The organism is Bacillus sp. 1021 (assembly GCF_014534735.1).
GTDB classification, from domain to species: Bacteria; Bacillota; Bacilli; order Bacillales; family Bacillaceae; genus Bacillus; species Bacillus siamensis.
In genome coordinates this window covers 663,210-683,462 of record NZ_JACVSR010000001.1, presented here as the reverse complement: position 1 = coordinate 683,462, position 20,253 = coordinate 663,210, and the positions used below count along the sequence as shown (strand labels likewise).

Annotated in this window: 22 protein-coding genes; all 22 read right to left on the bottom strand. The window is 47.1% G+C overall.

The window, feature by feature from the left end:
• Positions 1-9: 9 nt before the first annotated feature.
• Entirely contained in the window at positions 10-777 is a 768-nt protein-coding gene (locus ICW23_RS03670) for a ribonuclease HII (protein ID WP_049628462.1), read from the bottom strand.
• 72 nt (positions 778-849) lie between these two features.
• Positions 850-1,698 carry a ribosome biogenesis GTPase YlqF gene (gene ylqF / locus ICW23_RS03665; RefSeq protein ID WP_016936138.1) on the bottom strand — a complete coding sequence of 283 codons (849 nt, stop codon included), beginning with the start codon at positions 1,696-1,698 and terminating at the stop codon, positions 850-852.
• 142 nt (positions 1,699-1,840) lie between these two features.
• The gene (rplS, locus tag ICW23_RS03660) at positions 1,841-2,188 is read right to left on the bottom strand and encodes a 50S ribosomal protein L19 (protein WP_003154288.1); all 348 of its coding nucleotides are present in this window, start codon (positions 2,186-2,188) and stop codon (positions 1,841-1,843) included.
• A 140-nt stretch (positions 2,189-2,328) separates the two neighbouring features.
• Positions 2,329-3,060 (bottom strand): tRNA (guanosine(37)-N1)-methyltransferase TrmD, encoded by a 732-nt coding sequence (trmD, locus tag ICW23_RS03655; protein WP_045926117.1) that lies wholly within the window; start codon positions 3,058-3,060, stop codon positions 2,329-2,331.
• Positions 3,057-3,581 (bottom strand): ribosome maturation factor RimM, encoded by a 525-nt coding sequence (rimM, locus tag ICW23_RS03650; protein WP_016936140.1) that lies wholly within the window; start codon positions 3,579-3,581, stop codon positions 3,057-3,059. Before rimM ends, trmD begins: the two co-directional genes overlap by 4 nt.
• Positions 3,582-3,585: 4 nt before the next feature.
• Positions 3,586-3,972 (bottom strand): YlqD family protein, encoded by a 387-nt coding sequence (locus tag ICW23_RS03645; protein ID WP_016936141.1) that lies wholly within the window; start codon positions 3,970-3,972, stop codon positions 3,586-3,588.
• Between the two features lie 88 nt (positions 3,973-4,060).
• Entirely contained in the window at positions 4,061-4,306 is a 246-nt protein-coding gene (locus ICW23_RS03640) for a KH domain-containing protein (RefSeq protein ID WP_007611392.1), read from the bottom strand.
• Complete coding sequence (gene rpsP / locus ICW23_RS03635) at positions 4,306-4,578, bottom strand: 30S ribosomal protein S16 (RefSeq protein WP_003154296.1); 273 nt, start codon at positions 4,576-4,578, stop codon at positions 4,306-4,308. Before rpsP ends, ICW23_RS03640 begins: the two co-directional genes overlap by 1 nt.
• A gap of 105 nt (positions 4,579-4,683) precedes the next feature.
• Entirely contained in the window at positions 4,684-6,024 is a 1,341-nt protein-coding gene (gene ffh, locus ICW23_RS03630) for a signal recognition particle protein (protein ID WP_095240727.1), read from the bottom strand.
• Between the two features lie 13 nt (positions 6,025-6,037).
• Complete coding sequence (locus tag ICW23_RS03625; RefSeq protein ID WP_003154299.1) at positions 6,038-6,370, bottom strand: putative DNA-binding protein; 333 nt, start codon at positions 6,368-6,370, stop codon at positions 6,038-6,040.
• Between the two features lie 119 nt (positions 6,371-6,489).
• Positions 6,490-7,260, bottom strand: coding sequence for a phosphotransferase family protein (locus tag ICW23_RS03620; RefSeq protein ID WP_045926115.1), 771 nt, complete (start codon positions 7,258-7,260; stop codon positions 6,490-6,492).
• An 82-nt stretch (positions 7,261-7,342) separates the two neighbouring features.
• Positions 7,343-8,332, bottom strand: a complete 990-nt coding sequence (gene ftsY / locus ICW23_RS03615; RefSeq protein ID WP_047475039.1) for a signal recognition particle-docking protein FtsY — start codon at positions 8,330-8,332, stop codon at positions 7,343-7,345.
• A gap of 19 nt (positions 8,333-8,351) precedes the next feature.
• Positions 8,352-11,912, bottom strand: a complete 3,561-nt coding sequence (gene smc / locus ICW23_RS03610; RefSeq protein ID WP_188154038.1) for a chromosome segregation protein SMC — start codon at positions 11,910-11,912, stop codon at positions 8,352-8,354.
• 101 nt (positions 11,913-12,013) lie between these two features.
• Positions 12,014-12,763: a ribonuclease III gene (gene rncS / locus ICW23_RS03605; RefSeq protein WP_003154303.1), complete on the bottom strand. Its 750-nt coding sequence runs from the start codon at positions 12,761-12,763 to the stop codon at positions 12,014-12,016.
• 138 nt (positions 12,764-12,901) lie between these two features.
• On the bottom strand, positions 12,902-13,135 hold the full coding sequence (gene acpP / locus ICW23_RS03600) for an acyl carrier protein (protein WP_003154310.1): 234 nt from the start codon (positions 13,133-13,135) through the stop codon (positions 12,902-12,904).
• 84 nt (positions 13,136-13,219) lie between these two features.
• Entirely contained in the window at positions 13,220-13,960 is a 741-nt protein-coding gene (gene fabG / locus ICW23_RS03595; protein WP_016936146.1) for a 3-oxoacyl-[acyl-carrier-protein] reductase, read from the bottom strand.
• The gene (gene fabD, locus ICW23_RS03590) at positions 13,953-14,906 is read right to left on the bottom strand and encodes an ACP S-malonyltransferase (RefSeq protein ID WP_016936147.1); all 954 of its coding nucleotides are present in this window, start codon (positions 14,904-14,906) and stop codon (positions 13,953-13,955) included. Before fabD ends, fabG begins: the two co-directional genes overlap by 8 nt.
• An 18-nt stretch (positions 14,907-14,924) precedes the next feature.
• Positions 14,925-15,923 carry a phosphate acyltransferase PlsX gene (gene plsX, locus ICW23_RS03585; protein ID WP_016936148.1) on the bottom strand — a complete coding sequence of 333 codons (999 nt, stop codon included), beginning with the start codon at positions 15,921-15,923 and terminating at the stop codon, positions 14,925-14,927.
• A gap of 13 nt (positions 15,924-15,936) precedes the next feature.
• Positions 15,937-16,503, bottom strand: coding sequence for a transcription factor FapR (fapR, locus tag ICW23_RS03580; RefSeq protein ID WP_016936149.1), 567 nt, complete (start codon positions 16,501-16,503; stop codon positions 15,937-15,939).
• 106 nt (positions 16,504-16,609) lie between these two features.
• Entirely contained in the window at positions 16,610-18,658 is a 2,049-nt protein-coding gene (gene recG / locus ICW23_RS03575; RefSeq protein ID WP_188154037.1) for an ATP-dependent DNA helicase RecG, read from the bottom strand.
• On the bottom strand, positions 18,636-19,538 hold the full coding sequence (gene sdaAA / locus ICW23_RS03570; protein ID WP_045926110.1) for an L-serine ammonia-lyase, iron-sulfur-dependent, subunit alpha: 903 nt from the start codon (positions 19,536-19,538) through the stop codon (positions 18,636-18,638). The genes recG and sdaAA overlap by 23 nt, the downstream gene beginning before the upstream one ends.
• A gap of 20 nt (positions 19,539-19,558) precedes the next feature.
• Complete coding sequence (sdaAB, locus tag ICW23_RS03565; protein WP_016936152.1) at positions 19,559-20,221, bottom strand: L-serine ammonia-lyase, iron-sulfur-dependent subunit beta; 663 nt, start codon at positions 20,219-20,221, stop codon at positions 19,559-19,561.
• Positions 20,222-20,253 lie beyond the last annotated feature (32 nt).

The following is a 20,253-nucleotide window of genomic DNA, read 5'->3' as shown; positions in this document are numbered from 1 at the left end:
GCCTCTTTTCTAACAATAAGATTGAACGGGAGCGAATGTTTTTCGGTGAATAGTTGTCGGTCCGTATGCCTGAAGAGCTTCAAGATGTTCTTTCGTTCCGTAGCCCTTATTTTTTTCAAAGCCGTACATGGGATAGGTTTTGGCGTATTCCGCCATGAGACGGTCCCGCGTTACTTTAGCAATGCAGGCTCCGGCAGCAATTGACACGCTTTTGGCATCCCCTTTTATAACAGATGACTGCGGAATGTCCAGCGGTAGCGTCATGGCATCTGCAAGCAGATAATCAGGTGTTTCCGATAAAGCATTGACCGCTTTTACCATCGCGAGTCTCGCGGCCTCATAAATGTTGATCCGGTCAATGACATCCGCATGGACAATGCCTACTCCTATCGCTGTGGCTTCTTCCGTAATCCGATCGTAATACTCCCCGAGCTTCTTTTCCGACAGTTTCTTCGAGTCCGTGAGTCCGAGAATCTCGCATTCTGCCGGCAAAATGACAGCACCTGCGACAACCGGTCCGGCAAGCGGCCCTCTTCCCGCTTCGTCAACGCCTGCAATCAGGCGGAAACCTTTTTTGTATGAGAGCCTTTCGTATGCCGTCATGTTCAGCCACTGCTCTTTAAGGGCTTTTTCCTTCGCGTGTTTCTTCAGCCATTGCTCTAAAAGCGTCTGTACGCTTTTTCTCGGATCTTTTTCACATTGGGCAAGGAAGGGGTCTCTTTCATCTTTGACCTCTTGCAGGCGTTCTTTTACGCTTTTTACGGTTAATGTATTCACGTTCTCTTCTCCCTTACATTATGTATATCGGTATTCTGCGGAAAAAATAAAGACCCGCATCGCTGCGCGTCTTTATTCTGATGGTGTTTCAAATGAAAGCCTGCCGAACTTTTCCGTCCGGATGTCCCGGATGATGACTTCTGTCGTTTTATCGTAGTCAATCAGTCCGCCGCCCATTAAACAGCCGCGTTTTTCACCGATCGCGTCAAAAAGAGCGGCGATATCCTCAGGGATTTCCTGAAGTCCGTAACGCTCCTTTAGGCGGTCTGGATAATGCTCTTCCAGAAAACGCAGCCCGAAAATGGCCACATCCTGCAGGTTGATAATGGAATCCTTAATCGCCCCGGTGATCGCCAGGCGCAAACCGACAAGCTCGTCTTCAAATTTAGGCCATAAAATCCCCGGTGTATCGAGCAGCTCTAATTCCTTGCCTACCTTTACCCACTGCTGGGAAGTGGTAATGCCGGGCCTGTCTCCCGTCTTGGCAATGTTTTTTTTGGCCAGACGGTTGATGAGCGTAGATTTCCCGACGTTCGGAATGCCGATGATTAATGCGCGGATCGCTCTTGGCTTAATGCCTTTTGCTTTCATTTTATCGAACTTATCTTTCAGCAGTTCTTTCGAGGACGGCACGATTTGATGCAGCCCCTGTCCGTTAACGGAGTTTATTGAAAGAGAGGGAATCCCCTGTCCCTGAAAGTGATCCTTCCATTGGGCCGTTACAGCCGCATCGGCCTTATCGGCTTTATTTAAAAGCATAATGCGCGGCTTATTTTTTAAAATTTCCTCAATCATCGGGTTTCTCGATGACATCGGTATTCTCGCATCCACCAATTCGTAGACGATATCAATTAATTTCAGTTTTTCTGTTACTTCCCGTCTCGCTTTAGCCATATGGCCCGGGAACCATTGAATGGTCATGTGACTTCGACACCTGCCTTATTTGCCGGAACTGTATGTCCCGGTGATCTCTTATGTATTTTACGTTGCTTGTTCCGCTTTTACAAATGTCATATAAAAAAAGAGCCTGTTACGGGTAACAAGCTCTTTTCGTTCGTTATCATTATCGTCTGATTTCTTTAATACGAGCCGCTTTTCCGCGAAGTTCACGCAGGTAGTAAAGCTTAGCGCGACGTACTTTACCGTAACGTACAACTTCGATTTTCGCGATTTTTGGTGTGTGTACAGGGAATGTACGTTCAACGCCAACACCGTAAGAAATCTTACGAACTGTGAACGTTTCGCTGATTCCACCACCACGACGCTTGATCACAACACCTTCGAAGATCTGGATACGCTCACGGTTACCCTCAACAACTTTTACGTGTACACGTAAAGTGTCACCAGGACGGAACGCAGGAAGATCAGTGCGAAGCTGTTCTTTTGTGATATCTTGAATTAGTTTTTGCATCGTTTTCAACTCCTTCCAACAGATGCTCTTAGCCACAACTGCAAGGCACAGCGGAACATCGTTTTCAAGCTTTTGAAGGATAAGCCTTCTTAAGCCACAAGTAGTATCTTATCATATCTTCATTGCCTGCGCAATAGAATCTATTCGTTTTCCCACTCGGAAATCCATTTTCTTTGCTCATCGGTGAGAGGATAGTTTTCAAGAAGGTCCGGGCGTCTTAAAAAGGTTCTTCTGATTGATTCTTTATTGCGCCATTCTTTTATTTTGGCATGGTTGCCGGACAGAAGCGTCTCAGGCACTTTTAAGCCTTTATAATCTGCAGGCCTTGTATAATGCGGATGCTCTAAAAGCCCCGTGCTGAAGGAATCCTCCACGTGGGATGCTTCTTTTCCGAGGACGCCCGGCAAAAGCCTGACAACACTGTCGGCAATCATCATGGCAGGGAGCTCTCCACCTGTCAGCACAAAGTCCCCGATGGAGATTTCATCCGTGACAAGGTGTTCCCGGATCCGTTCATCATACCCTTCATAATGTCCGCAAATAAACATCAGATGTTCCTCTTCCGCCAGCTCCTCGGCTTTCTTCTGCGTATAACGTTCACCTTGCGGGCAGACGAGAATAATGCGCGGCTTGGCATCCGTACCGGCTGTCAGCTTTTCAACGGCATCAAACACAGGCTGCGGCTTTAACACCATCCCGGCTCCCCCGCCGTACGGGTAATCATCAACCGTTTGGTGTTTATTATCCGAAAAAGCCCGGAAATTGATGACGTCAAAACGGACAGCCTCTTTTTCCTGTGCTTTTTGCAGGATGGATGAGCCGAGAACCCCTTGAAACATCTCGGGAAACAGTGTTAAAAAGTCGATTTTCATTCGTCTATTAACCCTTCCATTACATGAATCTTAATTTTCTTCTCATTTATATTAATATCCTTGACCACAGAAGCGATATACGGAATGAGCGCATCTTTTTTCCCTTTTCTTGCAACTACCCATACGTCATTAGCTCCGGGCGTCAAGATTTCCTTCACTGTGCCGATCAGTTCCCCGTCCTCTGATACCACTTCGCAGCCGATGATTTCATGAAAATAAAATTCATCTTCTTCAAGCTCGCCCAAGTCTTCTTCAGGGACTTTGATTACCATGTTTCTTAGGTGTTCGACTTCATTGAGACTCGGCATTTCTTTGAATTGCAGCAGATGAAACTGCTTGTGAAGCCTGTGGGTGCTGACCGTTACTTTGATTGGCTCCGCAGCTCCTTCCGCAAACAAATAGAGCGTATTGCCGGGCTTGTACCGTTCTTCGGCAAAGTCCGTTTTAGAAATGACCCGCACTTCGCCTTTAATGCCGTGGGTATTTACAATTTTGCCTACATTAAACCATCTGTTTGTCATATTATCACCTCGGGCGAATTTCAATTACTACCCCGTCTTTTATGACGATGGTATTTGCCGCTGTTTTTTCATGCCAGTTATCACCGACGTTGATTGAAAGCAGCGCATCGATCTCCTTTTCCTTCACTTCGCTTCCGAGCGGGAGCGAATGTGTCTGGCTTATTTGGAAATCGATCATTTTGATTTTGTCTTGTCTTTTTTCAATGGCTTTTTTAAAAGATTCCGCCACATCGGGATTCTGCTGATCTTTTTCATGTTTTCTAAGCTGAAAATAGAGCTGGCTGCATTCTCGTTCAAGCGTTTGCTTTTTTTCTGCAAAAGAGGCCAAAAGCTTTTCCTTGCTTTGCTCGGTCAGAACCTGCATAACGGTTACCCTGTGAATAATCTGCATAGGACCAGACTCCCCACTCTTCCAACATATTTCTGTTCATTTGCCTTTTTTACGTGTAAAAAAAGGGGAGGTGCCGGCCCTCTCCCTTTCAGTCAAATATTTCAAATTGAACTTTCTTAGAAGACTGTGCGCCAGCTGCAAAAACGACGGTTCGAATCGCTCTTGCAGTCCGGCCTTGCTTTCCGATAATTTTACCGGTATCTGACTTATTGACAGATAAGCGCAGCGCAATCTTTTGATCGGTCTCTTCTTTTGTGACCGTTATGTCTTCCGGATGGTCGACAAGCGGAGCCACAATGCTGACAATCAAATCTTCCAAGTTCTGATCAGTCATTACTTGCCTTGTTTAGCGTTGTGGAATTTTTCCATAATTCCTTGGCTTGAGAACAAGTTGCGGACTGTATCAGAAGGTTTAGCTCCTGTTTGCAGCCATTTAAGAGCAAGCTCTTCGTTGATTTTCACTTCAGCCGGCTTTGCGACCGGGTTGTATGTTCCGACTGTTTCGATGAAACGGCCGTCACGCGGTGAACGAGAATCTGCTACAACAATACGATAGAAAGGAGATTTTTTTGCTCCCATACGTTTTAAACGAATTTTTACTGCCATTTTACTAGCACCTCCGAAAATATTTCAACAAGATAGTATATTAACAATGATAAAAGTGTTTGTAAAGTGTTTTTTCTTAACAACGGTTTTATCATGTATAACCGATTACATAAAAGGTAATTTAAAGCCTTTTTTCTTCCCTTTTGTCATGTTGGTCATCTGCTTCATCATTTTTTTCATTTCCTCAAACTGCTTTAAAAGACGGTTGACTTCCTGAACAGATGTTCCGCTTCCTTTGGCAATCCGCTTCCGCCGGCTGGCGTTAATGATATCCGGCTGTTCTTTTTCAAGAACAGTCATTGATTTAATGATCGCTTCCACATGATTCAGCTGTTTTTCATCGACTTGGATGTTTTTTAAGCCTTTCATTTTGCCTGCGCCGGGCATCATTTGCAGCAGTTCGTCAAGAGGCCCCATGTTTCGGACCTGGCCGAGCTGCTCAAGAAAATCATCCAATGTGAAGCTCATCGTTCTCATTTTCTGCTCAAGCTCTTTGGCTTTGTCTTCATCAACTGTCGCCTGAGCTTTTTCAATCAGGGTTAACACGTCACCCATTCCGAGAATCCGGGATGCCATACGCTCGGGATGGAACGCTTCTAAAGCGTCGAGTTTTTCTCCCATTCCGGCGAATTTAATCGGCGTTTCAGTGACTGCACGGATAGAAAGCGCCGCACCTCCGCGGGTATCCCCGTCAAGCTTTGTTAAAACGACGCCCGTTAAACCGAGCTGGTCATTAAAGCTTTTGGCGACGTTCACCGCATCCTGACCGGTCATTGAGTCGACGACAAGGAAAATTTCTTCAGGGTTTGCGACTTCCTTTACGCCGGAGAGCTCATCCATCAGTTCGTGATCGATGTGCAGCCGTCCGGCGGTATCTAAAATCACATAATCATGATGCTCTTCCTTCGCTTTTTCAATCGCCTGTCTGGCAATTTCCACCGGGCTGACCTGATCGCCAAGCGAAAAGACCGGCATATCAAGCTGTTTCCCCAGTGTTTCCAGCTGCTTAATCGCAGCGGGACGGTAAATATCTGCAGCCACGAGCAGCGGTTTGCGGTTATATTTTTTGCGCAGCAGGTTGGCGAGCTTCCCCGTGGTTGTCGTTTTACCGGCACCTTGGAGCCCGACCATCATAATAACGGTCGGCGGGCGTTTGGCGACGGCAATTTTGCTTTCTTCGCCGCCCATCAGCTCGGTAAGCTCTTCTTTTACAACTTTAATAACCTGCTGACCGGGTGTCAGACTCTGCATGACGTCCTGTCCGACAGCCCGTTCACTTACTTTTTTCACAAAATCCTTTACGACTTTAAAGTTAACGTCAGCCTCAAGAAGCGCAAGACGAACTTCACGCATCATCTCTTTTACGTCTTGTTCGCTGACTTTTCCTTTTCCGCGGATTTTTGAAATCGTCTTTTGCAGTCGGTCGGCTAATCCTTCAAATGCCATTGTTTGCCGCCTCCTAATCTAATTTCTCAAGCGCTTCAATCAGAGCCGTCATTTTTTCCTCTTCCTGCAAGCCGGAAGCAAGCTCTTTCAGCTTTGTAAACATTTCTTTACGCTCCTGAAACTTTTTAAAAAGGAGCAGTTTTTCTTCATATTGTTCAAGCATCGCTTCAGTCCGTTTGATGTTATCGTAAACGGCTTGCCTTGAAACGTCATACTCTTCGGCTATTTCACCAAGGGAGAAATCGTCCAGATAATAAAGCGACATATAGCTCTTTTGTTTTGACGTCAGCAACGACTGATAGAAGTCAAACAAATAGTTCATTCTCGTCGTTTTTTCGAGCGACATTTGAGCTCTCCCCTTTGTTAAGTCAAATCCCTTTACAAAAACATAGTTTACATGGTTTCAGAGCGTGTGTCAAGTTTTTATCTTGTCAAAGCATGAGGCTCTTTTTACATAATCAGTTTTTAAAAAAATTCGTATAGACCGCCGTTAAAATACTCGAATTCTTGTTTTGATACACGATAGCGGCAATAGCCTTCGTAAAAAGCATTGAGCCATGCTTCATTTGTGACAAAATGACGGATCGCTAATGATTCATCATATCGCGGATCTCCCGCCGATATTCCCGCAGCATCGATAAACAGACAGACCTCTCCGTCTTTCACCAGCACATTATCAGTCGTGCAGTCACCGTGAATCATTGTCTGCTGAACAGGAACAGGTCTGTACCGGTCCAAATCCTTCAAAAGCTCTGCACTTCCTTCAGCCTGTCCTTTTTTGACATATTCCCCGGCTCGTTTGATTTGCAGATCGAGCCAGTCTGTTTCCAGCTGTAAACCAGGGACCATTTCGGTTTCATGCAGCCGTTGCAGAAACTGGCCGAAACTTTTGATCAGCTTTTTCTTTTCAGTATCCCCTTTTGCTTTTCTTAAAGCAGAAGTGAGGGTGATTCCATCCTCAAATGACATGACGATATGGCTGGCATGCTGTTCCTGTATCATCCCATAATAAATAGGAACAGGCAGACGACGAGTTTCCGTCAGTTGTTGTAAAACGAAGGCTTCTCTCATTAACCATTCCCGATACTTCTGTTGAAAAGAACTTTTCAGCAAAAATGCGTCTTGGCCGGTCACTATTTTCCGAACGGTTGAAGTGCCTCCCTGTTCATCCAGCAGCGACATATGGTTTATCGCGCCGATCTTCCTTTCCAATTCAGCTTTCAGCCATTTGTCCAACAACTGCTCCCTCCATTCCGAGTATCAATGCGTATAAAAAAACGAGTATAAAATGGAAGGTTTTATACTCGTTTTTTATTCATTAATCCTCGGCTTTTTCAACTAAATCAGAAAAGAGACCGTATACGTAAGATTCTGCATCAAACCGCTGGAGGTCGTCAACCTTTTCTCCGAGGCCGACCAGTTTCACGGGGATGTGAAGCTCATTGCGGATCGCCAGGACGATACCGCCTTTTGCGGTGCCGTCAAGCTTCGTTAATGCGATACCCGTCACATTCGTCGCTTTGGAGAATTCTTTCGCCTGCGCCATCGCATTCTGACCTGTCGTCGCGTCAAGCGCAAGCAGAACCTCATGCGGAGCCTCAGGCACTTCGCGTTCGATGACGCGTTTGACTTTTTCAAGCTCTTTCATTAAGTTTACTTTATTCTGAAGGCGGCCGGCCGTATCACAAATCAGCACATCCGCGCCTCTTGCTTTAGCCGCGTGTACGGCATCGTAAATAACTGCCGCAGGGTCGCTCCCGGCAGCCTGCTTAATGACAGGCACACCAGTACGCTCCCCCCACACTTCAAGCTGTTCAATCGCCCCGGCTCTGAAGGTGTCTCCGGCAGCAAGCACAACGGATTTGCCTTCATTCTTCAGCTTGTGGGCCAGCTTTCCGATCGTTGTCGTTTTTCCGACGCCGTTTACGCCGACAAGCAGAATAACGTTTAAGCGCCCGTCCTGAATATTCAGTTCAGAAATCTGTTCGTCGCCGCTGTTATAAATGTCGACGAGCTTTTCAGAAATGACGGACTGCACTTCCTGAGGATCCTGGATGTTTTTCAGCTTCACTTCTTTTTTGAGCTCGTCGATCAGTTCCATCACCGTTGTGAAACCGACGTCAGCGCTAATCAGCACTTCCTCAAGCTCTTCGAAGAAATCTTCGTCGACTTTCCGGTAGCGGGAGACGAGCTCGTTCACTTTATTTGAGAAGGAATTTCTTGTTTTTTCGAGACCGTCTTTAAATTTTTCAGAGACGGAATCTGTCTGTTTCGTGATTTTCTCTTTTAATTTTTTAAAAAAGCTCATCTTTCAACCTCTTTCCTCGTTACTGAACGAATTCTTTTGTTTCTTCCAGTTTGACCGAAACCATTCGGGAAACGCCGGATTCCTGCATCGTAACACCGTAGAGGACATCCGCTTCTTCCATGGTGCCTTTTCTGTGGGTGATGACGATAAACTGGCTGTCGCCACTGTATTTTTTTAAGTATTGAGCAAACCTGAATACATTGGCTTCATCAAGCGCGGCTTCCACTTCATCAAGCACGCAGAACGGAACGGGCCTTACTTTCAAAATGGAGAATAAAAGGGCAATGGCGGTCAGCGCCCGTTCTCCCCCTGACAAAAGATTTAAGTTTTGCAGTTTTTTGCCCGGAGGCTGGGCAATAATGTCCACCCCTGAGTTGAGAAGGTCATTCGGATCGGTCAGCTTCAGTTCAGCGCGCCCTCCTCCGAACAAGGAACGGAACACGTCGTTGAATTGAGAACGGATCTGGATAAACGTTTCATGGAACCGCTTCGTCATTTCTGAATCCATTTCTTCAATGACTTGGAACAGTGTATTTTTCGCATCCGTCAGATCATTTTTCTGCTCCGTTAAAAACTGATACCGTTCGTTCACTCTTTCAAATTCATCGATGCTGCCGAGATTGACCGTTCCGAGCTCTTCAATTGAAAGCTTGATCAGTTTGACCCGTTTTCTCGCCTCTTCAGGCTCGAGTTCGAGCTGATATTGTTCTTTTGCCCCTTCAAAGGATAAGCTGTACTCCTCACGTAAATATTGCAAGAGGTTATCAAGCTCAACTTCCATCCGGCCGAGTTTTACCTCTTCATCTTTCAGAATTTCGGTTTTTTGCCTGTACAGACGCTTCATCTCTTTCAGCTCAAGCTCGTTCGTATCAAGCGCCCTCTGAAGTTTCACACGCTGATCGCGCCGGCTGGCGATCAATTCGATCGTTCTCGTTTTATCGTGAAGCTTATGATGGGCTGCTTCTTCAAGCTGCTCCTCACCGCTTGTGCTGGACGTCATCTCTGAGGTCAGGAGGCTTAAATCTTCCCGTGTTTCTTTCAGGGCGAGCTGCGTTTCTTCAAGCTCTTTTTTCAGCCTTTTGAGGTTGTCTTCCTCACTCGAGCACGCCTGTTCTTTTTTCGCCGCGGCCACTTTACATTCCGTCAGCTCATGAGAGAGCGTTTCTTTTGTTGAGGATAGGGTCTGCTTTTGTTTTGTCAGCCTGTCCATCTCTTCCTCAAGCTCTTTCAGCTGGCCGGATGCCTCACTCAGCTGTTCTTCCAATGCTGATTTTCGCGCCTCTTTTTCCCGGCTGCTTTCCGTCAGTGATGCTTTCTCCTGATCGTAAAGCTCCAGATGGGTATTGATGTTCTTTTCGGCGACTTCGAGTTCATACAGCCTGCCTTTTACATCCTGCTGCTTTGTTCTGAAAGCCTCACCGTCTTCACGGAGACCGTTCAGCGTATGTTCAAGCTCTTGAATGGCTTGTTTCAGCGATTTGACTTCTTTTTCGAGGCTAGCTGTTTTTTCTTCCATTTCGGCGAGCCGCGCAGTCACCGTTTCAAGCTCACGACTTCTGCCGAGCAGAGAATTGTTTTTCTTTTTGACTGCGCCGCCTGTCATTGATCCGCCGGGATTGACGACATCGCCTTCAAGCGTCACGATGCGGTAGCGGTGCCCGACAAGCTTGGCAAGTTCATTCGCACCTTTTAAATCTTCAGTGATCAGCACGGTGCCGAGAAGGTTTTCAATGACATTCCGATACGCCGCATCATACGTGACAAGCCCGCTCGCTGCGCCTAGGAAAGACGGATGCTTCGAAGCCGTCTGTTCATCACGGGTTTGGAGCTGGCGCGGTTTCATGACCGTAAGCGGCAGAAACGTCGCGCGGCCGAAAGAATTCTGTTTTAAATATTGAATCGCTTTCCGCGCCGCCTGCTCATCGTCTGTGACAACGTGCTGCGCCGCCGCGCCGAGTGCAATCTCGATCGCCGTTTCATATTTTTGTTCAGTGGAAATCAGTTCGAGAACGGCGCCGCGGATGCCGCCAAGCTGCTCCTTCTGCTTCAGTACTTCTTTTACGCCTTGGTAAAACCCTGAAAAATCGCCTTGCATCGTTTCAAGCATATCTTTTTTGGATCTGGCCTGCTGTACAAATTGATACGCCTGATACAGGGCTGATTCTTTCTTTTCATACTGGCGTTTTTTCTGTTCATATGCGGTCTGGACTTCGCGAAAGCGGCCGACCTGATTGTCAATATCAGCTTCAACTGCGGCCAGTTCTTCTTCGCATGCCGCTTTGCGGACGGAAATATCATTTCGTTCCTGAAGATATTTTTCATTGTTTGCGGTCAGTCTCGCCTGCTGGACGGCAGATTGGGACATCTGGTCATCTAAAAGCTGCAGCTCGTTGCGGATCGACGCCTGACTGTTTAACAATTCGAAGTAATCGCTTTTTAATTGTTCGATTTTCTCTTCGACGTTTTCATTATGAAGGCTGAGCGCCTGCTGCTTTTCTTTCACCTGGGCATTTAACCGCTTCACTTCGGCACGCAGCTTATCAAAGACGGCAGACTGTTTTTCAATAGCCGATTTCAGTTCTGCTTCCTTCTTTGTGTAATGTGTGACCGATTCCTCAAGCTGTTCCCGGTTTTGCGCGGCGTTTTTTTTGCGCTCTTTCAGCACTTCTTTCCGGCCTTCCAGCTTTTCAAGCTCTTCACTTGTCACGAGCAGAACCTGCTGCAGCTCGTTGACGGATTCGTCGAGCGCGTGGATTTTATCTCTCGTCTCTTCTATCGCCGCTTCTTTAGCGGAGATCGCCGACGATTCCGCCAATTCTTCTTCTTTAGCAGCCTGCACCTTGTCTTTTAAACCCGACCATTTGCCATGCAGTTCTTCGATATCAAAGGCGGTAAGGGCGATTTCGACGTGCTCAAGCTCTTTCTTTTTTTCTAAGTAGTCTTTGGCGATTGATGCCTGGATTTTCAGCGGTTCGACCTGATCTTCGAGCTCGTGAAGAATATCTTCCACCCTGTTTAAGTTATCCTGCGTCTCAAACAGTTTGTTTTCCGCTTTTTTCTTTCGTGTTTTATATTTCAGCACGCCGGCAGCTTCTTCAAAAATACTGCGGCGGTCTTCCGCTTTGCTGCTTAAAATCTCTTCGACTTTCCCCTGGCTGATAATGGAAAACGCTTCTTTCCCGAGCCCGGAGTCCATAAATAAGTCAATGATGTCTTTCAGGCGGCAATGCTGATTATTGATGAGAAATTCACTTTCTCCGGAACGGTAAACCCGTCTCGTCACGCTGACTTCGTGATAATCGATCGGGAGAAAATGATCTTCATTATCAAGCGTTAACGTGACTTCCGCAAGGTTAAGCCGCTTGCGTGAATCACTTCCGGCAAAAATGATATCTTCCATTTTCCCGCCCCGAAGCGAGCGGGCTGATTGTTCGCCGAGCACCCAGCGGATGGCTTCGGTTATGTTGCTCTTTCCGCTGCCGTTCGGACCGACAACGGCAGTGACGCCTTTTACAAAGTCAACGGATATCCGTTCTGCAAATGATTTAAATCCTATAACGTCTAAACGTTTGAGGAACATCCCAGATCCTCCTTATCGTATAAGTATCTCAATATTATCATAATCCCCCGCTTATATCAGGCGCAGACATATTGAAATCCCCCTAGGGATACAGGGGGATTTTATTGTTTCGTATGGTGTTTTTGCAATTTTGCAAGAGCTTCCTGTGCCGCGTGCTGCTCGGCTTCTTTTTTGGAACGTCCGTTCCCGATGCCGAGCGCCTCACCTTTAAGAGAGACAAGCGCCTCGAATTCCCGGTTGTGGGCAGGTCCTTTTTCATTGAGAATTTTGTACTCAAGCGATCCTTTTCCGTCCCGCTGCACAAATTCTTGAAGCTGGCTTTTGAAATCCATCACATGAGAAAAAGCACCATCGTTTATTTTAGGGAACACGTACTCTTTCAGGAATTGCTGAACCGGCTCAAGGCCCTGATCCAGATACAGTGCGCCGATAAACGCTTCAAACACATCCGCTAAAAGCGCAGGACGCTTTCTGCCGCCCGTCATTTCTTCTCCTTTACCCAAAAGAACAAGATCGCCGAATGACAATTCGTGGGCAAGGGAGACGAGTGACGGCTCGCATACGATAGCGGCTCTCAGCTTCGTCAAATCTCCTTCACTCATGGCCGGATATTTGGCAAATAAGAATTGGGAGATCGTCAGTTCCAAAACAGCGTCACCTAAAAATTCAAGCCTTTCATTGTCTTCATACGGCTTTTTCCGATGCTCATTCACATAAGATGAATGTGTAAATGCTTGATACAAAAGTTTCTCGTTTTGAAAATGAACCGAAATCCGTTCTTGGAACTCTTTAAATTGCTCTATTTTTTTATAGAACTTTTTTTTATCTTTAAAATGTGAGTGTTTTGACATAGTAACCTCCATAGGCACATCAGGTTCACCGCGCTTCCCGCCGTAAACGGAATCGGCAGCGCGTACAGCGTCAGACGCCGGTAACCGAACGATTAAAGGGCTAAAGCCCCGCTGTCAGGCGGGACTTTTAGCATCAGCTTATTGCTGGTTTTGTATGTAGTTCACAGCGTCGCCGACTGTTGCAATCTTTTCAGCATCTTCGTCAGAAATCTCCATATCAAACTCGTCTTCAAGTTCCATAACAAGCTCAACTACATCTAGGGAATCAGCACCTAAGTCTTCCTTGAAAGAAGCTTCAAGTTTGACGTCAGCTTCATCAACGCCAAGGCGGTCTACGATGATTTTCGTTACACGCTCTAATGTATCTGCCATAGCAATTCACCTCCCCTCAAGTATTATAGAGGATTCGTTTTTAAAAAACTAGAGAAACTAGGATGAAATTTTAAAAACAAATCTTTACATCACCATTCCGCCGTCAATATGGAGGGTCTGGCCCGTCATATAACGCGATCCTTCAGAAGCAAGGAACGTGACAACGCTGCTGATATCGGAAGGATCACCGAAACGCGCGAGCGGAATCTGCTTCAGCATTTCATCTTGGACTTCTTTAGAAAGCTTGTCCGTCATATCCGTGGAAATAAAGCCCGGAGCGATGGCGTTGACCGTAATATTACGGCTCGCAAGCTCTTTGGCAGATGACTTTGTCAAGCCGATCACACCGGCTTTTGCCGCCACATAGTTCGCCTGGCCCGGGTTTCCGCTGACGCCGACGATTGATGATACGTTGATAATCCGGCCTGAGCGCTGTTTCATCATCTGTCTAGTCACGGCTTTCGTGCAGTTGAAAACACCTTTCAGGTTAATGTTGATGACGTCATCCCATTCATTTTCTTTCATTCTCATCAGGAGATTGTCCTTTGTGATTCCCGCATTGTTCACAAGAATGTCGATTGAAGAGAATTCGGCGACAGCCTCTTTCATCATGTTTTGTACTTCTTCGGAATTTGATACATCGGCTTTTACCGCGATCGCATTTCGGCCCAAAGATTTGATTTCATCTACGACCTCGTTCGCTTTCGCTTCACTTCCGGAGTAGTTGACAACTACGTTACATCCGTTTTTCGCAAGATCAAGCGCGATCGCCCGCCCGATTCCGCGGGACGCTCCCGTTACGACTGCTGTTTTTTCATTAAGCATCCTGATTCTCCTCCTTCAGCGTTTGAATCGCCAATTCAATGGTTTCGTGGTCAGAAACCGCGATTGTTTTCAGACGGCGGTTCACTTTTTTCACAAGGCCTGAAAGCACTTTTCCGGGACCGATTTCAACAAACGTCGTAACGCCTTCGTCAATCAGTTTGTTAATTGTTTCTTCAAAGCGTACAGGTGAATAAAGCTGTTCGATCAGCTTTTTCTTGATATCGTCTTTTTCTGTCATGATGTCAGCCGAAACGTTTGATATAACGGGAACAGCCGCACTTTTCAGCTCACATGCGCTGAGCACTTCTTCGAGTTTTTCCGCCGCGGGCTTCATTAATTCAGAATGGAACGGTCCGCTTACTTCTAGCGGGATCGCCCGTTTTGCCCCGTTGTTTTTCGCTTCTTCTGAAGCAAGCTCCACGCCTTTTGCCGTTCCGGAAATCACGATCTGGCCGGGGCAGTTCAGATTTGCAAGCTGTACGAGGTGGCCGTTTTCTGTCACTTGATCCGTCACCTTTTTCAAGGATTCCGCATCCATTCCGAGAATAGCGGCCATTGCGCCTTCTCCCGCCGGCACGGCTTCATTCATGAATTCTCCCCGTTTTCTTACCGTGTAAACGGCATCTTTAAATGTCATCGCTCCCGCCGCAACGAGCGCCGAATATTCTCCGAGGCTGTGGCCGGCTGTGAAATCCGGCGTGATGCCGGATTCTTTAAACTTTTCCAATACGGCAATGCTTGTTGTTAAGAGCGCAGGCTGCGCATTGTATGTAAGGGTTAATTCTTCAGCATCGCCTTCAAAAATGAGCGAGCTCAGCTTTGTTTCAAGCGTTTCATCCGCTTCATCAAAAATACGTTTTGACGCTTCTTCGCGTTCGTACAGGTCTTTTCCCATACCGATATATTGTGATCCCTGTCCGGGAAATAAAAATGCAATCTTACTCATGGTGTGATAACCTCCAGACTACTCATCTGTTTTTTCTTCTTTTACTTCTTCTTCTATAAATGCGGCCACGTTTTGGCTGACCATTTCTCTCGCCTGGCGCAGCGCGTGATAAACAGCGCGTGCATCAGAAGAGCCGTGCGCTTTAATAACAGGCGCCTTTAAACCGAAAAGACTCGCCCCGCCGTACTCAGAATAGTCCATTTTCAGTTTCATTTCCATCAGCTTCGGCTTCAGCACTCCTGCTGCCAGCTTAGAAACAAAACTTGAAGTCAGTGTATCTTTCAGCATTTTGAAAATTGATAACGCTGAACCTTCCAATGTTTTCAACGTGACGTTGCCCGTAAAGCCGTCTGTAACGATAACGTCAGCAGCGCCTTCCAGCAAGTCTCTCGCCTCTACGTTTCCGACAAAATTCACGTTTGTTTCTTTTAATAATTCAAACGTCTTTTTTGTCAGGTCGTTTCCCTTCTTTTCTTCCGTGCCGACATTTAACAAGCCGACGCGCGGCGAGCTGATTCCGAGAACCTGCCGGGCATATACAGATCCCATTATTCCGTACTGGACAAGGTGCTCCGGCTTGGCATCGACATTGGCGCCTACATCTAAAAGAAGGAAACCGTCGCCTGATACGGTCGGAAGCGTCGGCGCAAGGGCCGGCCGGTCGATTCCTTTAATTCTGCCGACAATAAACAGCCCCGCTGTCATCAATGCGCCCGTATTCCCCGCTGAAATGCAGGCATCCGCTCTGTTTTCAGCCACTTCCTGTGCCATCAGCACCATAGAAGAGTTTTTCTTTCTGCGTACGGCGCGGACCGGTTCATCCGTCGGTTCAATCACTTCATCGGCGTGCAATACGGTGATGCGGTCTGATGTTGTTGGCAAGTGTGATTCTATCGTTGTCTTGTCACCGACCAGCGTAATATGAAGATCGTCAAATGCCTCAATACCCTTCATTACTCCGTCAATAACAGCTTTGGGTGCATTGTCGCCTCCCATTGCATCTACAGCTATTCTCATGCATGCTCCACCTTTATGATTGTTTTGAACGGTACATGTCAAAGTTGCCGGAGAATACGACTTCTTCTCCCACATAACTGTTGACTTCCACTACCGTTCTGCCTTTTTCTTTTTCGACTGCCGTCACTTTGGCTTTCGCAACGACGCGCTCGCCCTCTTTCACCTGTCTTGTAAAGCGGATATTTGCGCTTGCGGTCAGCGCCAGCTCATCATCTATGACGGCTACGGCGAGTGAGTTCGCCTGCGCAAACAAATGATGCCCCCGCGCAATCTGATTGCGGCTGAAAACATGTTCGCGTCTTACTTCTAATATAGAAATGGCCTGGCCGTCAAGCTCCAGATCAATGATTTCACCGATCACTTCATCTAAAGGCAGTGATTTCACTTCATCTTCAAGCGTTTGCTCTGCCACGTTTTTAATTCTTTCCCTCAGCTCCGGTATTGAGAGCTCTAAGCGGTCTAAACGGATCGTCTGAATGCTGACGCCGAATTTCCCCGCTAATTCTTCATCTGTGATGAAGGGTGTCGATTTGATCGTCTGCTGCAATAATTTTTGGCGTTCTTTCTTGCTTCTTCTCATCTATAAACACCATCCGGACAATTAAGACTAGGTACTAATAGTAGTATATAATTTCATAGATTGGAATGCAATGATTGTTTTTTGAAAGCCGCCGAATTTTGCAGAATCAGCTTAATTTCTCCCCTTCTAAGACACCGCTTGAAAGCAATTGAGCACGAAGCATGCTGTACTCGTCATCTTTCCAAAAAGCTTCTGAAGACACAAGATTGGCCGCATCCTGACGGGCCGTCTCCAAAGCTCTGTAGTCATGAACCATATCCGCCACCTTGAACTCGGGCATACCGCTTTGTTTTTTTCCGAAGAAATCGCCGGGACCGCGCAGTTCAAGATCCTTTTCAGACAGTTCAAACCCATCATTTGTCTCCGACATGATTCTCATCCGCTCTTTCCCGGTTTCGGATTTTGGATCGGCCATCAAGATGCAGAAAGATTGGTGGTCTCCCCGTCCGACCCGGCCGCGGAGCTGATGGAGCTGAGATAATCCGAAACGGTCGGCGTCATAGATGACCATAATTGTCGCATTCGGCACGTTCACCCCGACTTCTACGACGGTTGTTGACACGAGAACCTGACATTGATTGACGCTGAATTCTCTCATCACCTGATCTTTTTCATCAGAATGGAGCTTCCCGTGCATCAGACCGACATTCCATTTGCCGCGGTACACATCAGACAGCATGTTATATACGTCAATCGCATTCTGCACATCCAGCTTATCCGATTCTTCAATGAGCGGACAGATTATATAGGCTTGTCTGCCCTGTTTCAGCTCTTTTTCTATAAAAGCCAAAATCCGCTCCAGCATGTCGTGTTTCACCCAATACGTTTCGATTTGCTTTCGTCCCGCGGGCATTTCATCTATCACGGAAACATCCATTTCTCCGAAGACGGTAATGGCCAGCGTTCTCGGAATCGGTGTGGCTGTCATAAACAGCACATCCGGATCCTGGCCTTTATTCTTGAGTTTTTTGCGCTGTTCGACCCCGAACCGGTGCTGCTCGTCCGTAATGACAAGGCCCAGCGCTTTAAATTCCACTTCATCCTGGATTAAAGCATGGGTCCCTACTAAAATATCAATCTCTCCGAGAGCAAGCCGCTCCAAAAGCTCCCTGCGCCGCTTTCCTTTTACAGAACTCGTCAAAAGCGCGATATTCACGTCTTCATTTGCAAACAACGATACGAGAGAGTCAGCATGCTGTTCGGCCAGAATTTCTGTCGGCACCATTAATGCCCCCTGATACCCCGACAGAATCGCAGCGTACAAAGCGATGGCGGCGACCGCCGTTTTTCCCGAACCGACATCACCTTGCAGCAGCCGGTTCATTCTGTATGGCGATGTCATATCAGCGGTAATTTCACGGAGCACGCGCATCTGTGCGTTCGTGAGCGAAAACGGAAGGCTGTCTGTGAAAGCGGCGAGCTTTTCAGCAGGATACACGTGGCTGATCCCTTTTGACTGTTCTCTTTCCGCTTTACGGAACGCCTGCATCTTCAGCTGAAACAATAAGAATTCTTCGTACACAAACCGGCGTCTTGCCTGCTGCAGCGATTCCCTCGTCTCCGGCTGATGCATCGTCTGCAGGGCTTGTTTGTAATCAGGCAGCTTGTAGCGGATTCTCAATTTTTCAGGAAGCGGATCGGCCGCACTGTCCAAATGATGCTGCAGCGCATCCTTAATAAATCGTCTCATCATTTTAACGGTGACGTTTTCTTTAACGGAATAAACAGGCTCAATGCTTTTATCTTCTTGATGAGGACCGTTTTTTAGTTCCTGCACGGATACGGTCTGCCTGTGTTTATCCCATTTACCGGATATCGTGACGACAGAACCGAGCGTCAGTTTCTTTTTTAAGTACGGACGGTTAAAACAAACCGCGGTAATTAAATAATTGCCGACAAGCACTCTGAATGTCAGCCTGTTTCGTTTTTTGCCGTAATAGGTAAGAGAAGGTTCTGAATGAACCCTCCCTTCTACCGTCACTCTTTCTTCATGTTTTACTTCCTCTAAATCCCTCAGCTCATAGTCGTCATAACGGTAAGGGAAATAATTCAGAAGATCAGAAATGTCATAGATACCCATTTCGTGCAATGTTTTTTCTGTTTCCGGCCCAATGCCCTTAATCTCCGCTATACTAGTTTGCTGATGGTGTTTCACTTGATTTCAGCGCTCCTCCGAAAATTTTTTTCTCTAATTCTCTTCCCGTCGGTGTCGCGGCTAAACCGCCTTGTCCCGTTTCACGCAGTGCTGTCGGCATCGTCTGGCCGATTTTGTACATCGCGTCTATTACCTCATCGCAAGGAATGCGGCTCGTAATCCCTGCCAGCGCCATATCCGCCGCGATCATCGCATTGGAGGCTCCCATTGCGTTCCGTTTGACACACGGCACTTCTACCAAGCCGGCGACCGGATCACATACGAGACCGAGCATATTTTTCAGCGTAATCGCCATTGCTTCCGCTGATTGCTGAGGCGTTCCGCCCGCCATTTCCACAATTGCAGCGGCAGCCATACCGGATGCCGATCCGACTTCCGCCTGACAGCCTCCCGCCGCACCCGAAATACTCGCGTTATTCGCTACGACAAAACCGAACGCGCCGGCTGTAAACAGAAAACGGATCATTTGTTCCGTCGTAGGGTTCAGCTTATGCTTTACGGCGAATAACGTTCCCGGCACAACCCCGGCAGAGCCGGCGGTCGGTGTAGCGCAGATCGTTCCCATCGCCGCATTGACTTCATTTGTAGCTACAGCTTTAGACACGGCGTCTAAAATCAGATTGCCTGACAGGCTTTTTCCCGATTGGATGTATGCCTGCAGTTTCACGGCATCTCCTCCTGTTAAACCGGTCTGGCTCGTGACGCCGTTCAGCCCTTTTTCAACCGCCGCTTCCATGACGGAAAGATTGCGTTCCATTCCTTGAAAGATCTCTTCCCGCGTTTTTTGTGTCACTTCCATCTCTTGGGTGATCATCACTTCTGAGATCGGAATTTGTTTTTCTTGAGTGATTTCTATTAATTCTTTTACATTACGAAACATGTCATTTTCCTCCTGACTTTTTAGTCAGCTATCTTAGTAACCTGTATAATATTAGGAAGTGTTGAAAGTTCGTCAAGCACTTCTTCTTCAATATTCTGATCGACCTCAATCGTCATCAGCGCAAGCTGGCCGACGTCCTTACGCGCCACTTCCATATGTCCGACGTTGATTGAGAATTTCGCAAGCACATTGGCAACGCCTGCAATTGTGCCGAATTTATCATTATGAACGACTAAAATAGCCGGGTGGTTTCCGGAAAGTCGCAGCTCAAAGCCGTTAAGCTCCGTGATTTCTATTTTCCCGCCGCCGATTGAAATACCGGTTAAGGCAAGCTCACCCTCATCATCAGAAATGATGATACGCGCCGTATTCGGATGTACGGGCACGGCATCCTCTGTGCGGAACTCTATATCTATGCCCTTCTCTTCAGCAATTTGAATCGCTGTTTTAATCCGTTCATCAAAGGTATCAAAATCAAGCAGGCCGCCGATAATCGCGACATCAGTGCCGTGGCCCTTATACGTCTCTGCAAATGACCCGTAAAAAGACACAACGATCCGGCGGGGCTCCCGTCTGAATAAGCTTCTGGCCACTCTGCCGATCCGGGCTGCGCCTGCGGTGTGTGAACTGGACGGGCCGATCATTACCGGGCCGATAATATCAAAAACGCTTCTATATTTCATGCTGGTTTGTTCCTCCTTAACATCACTTCATT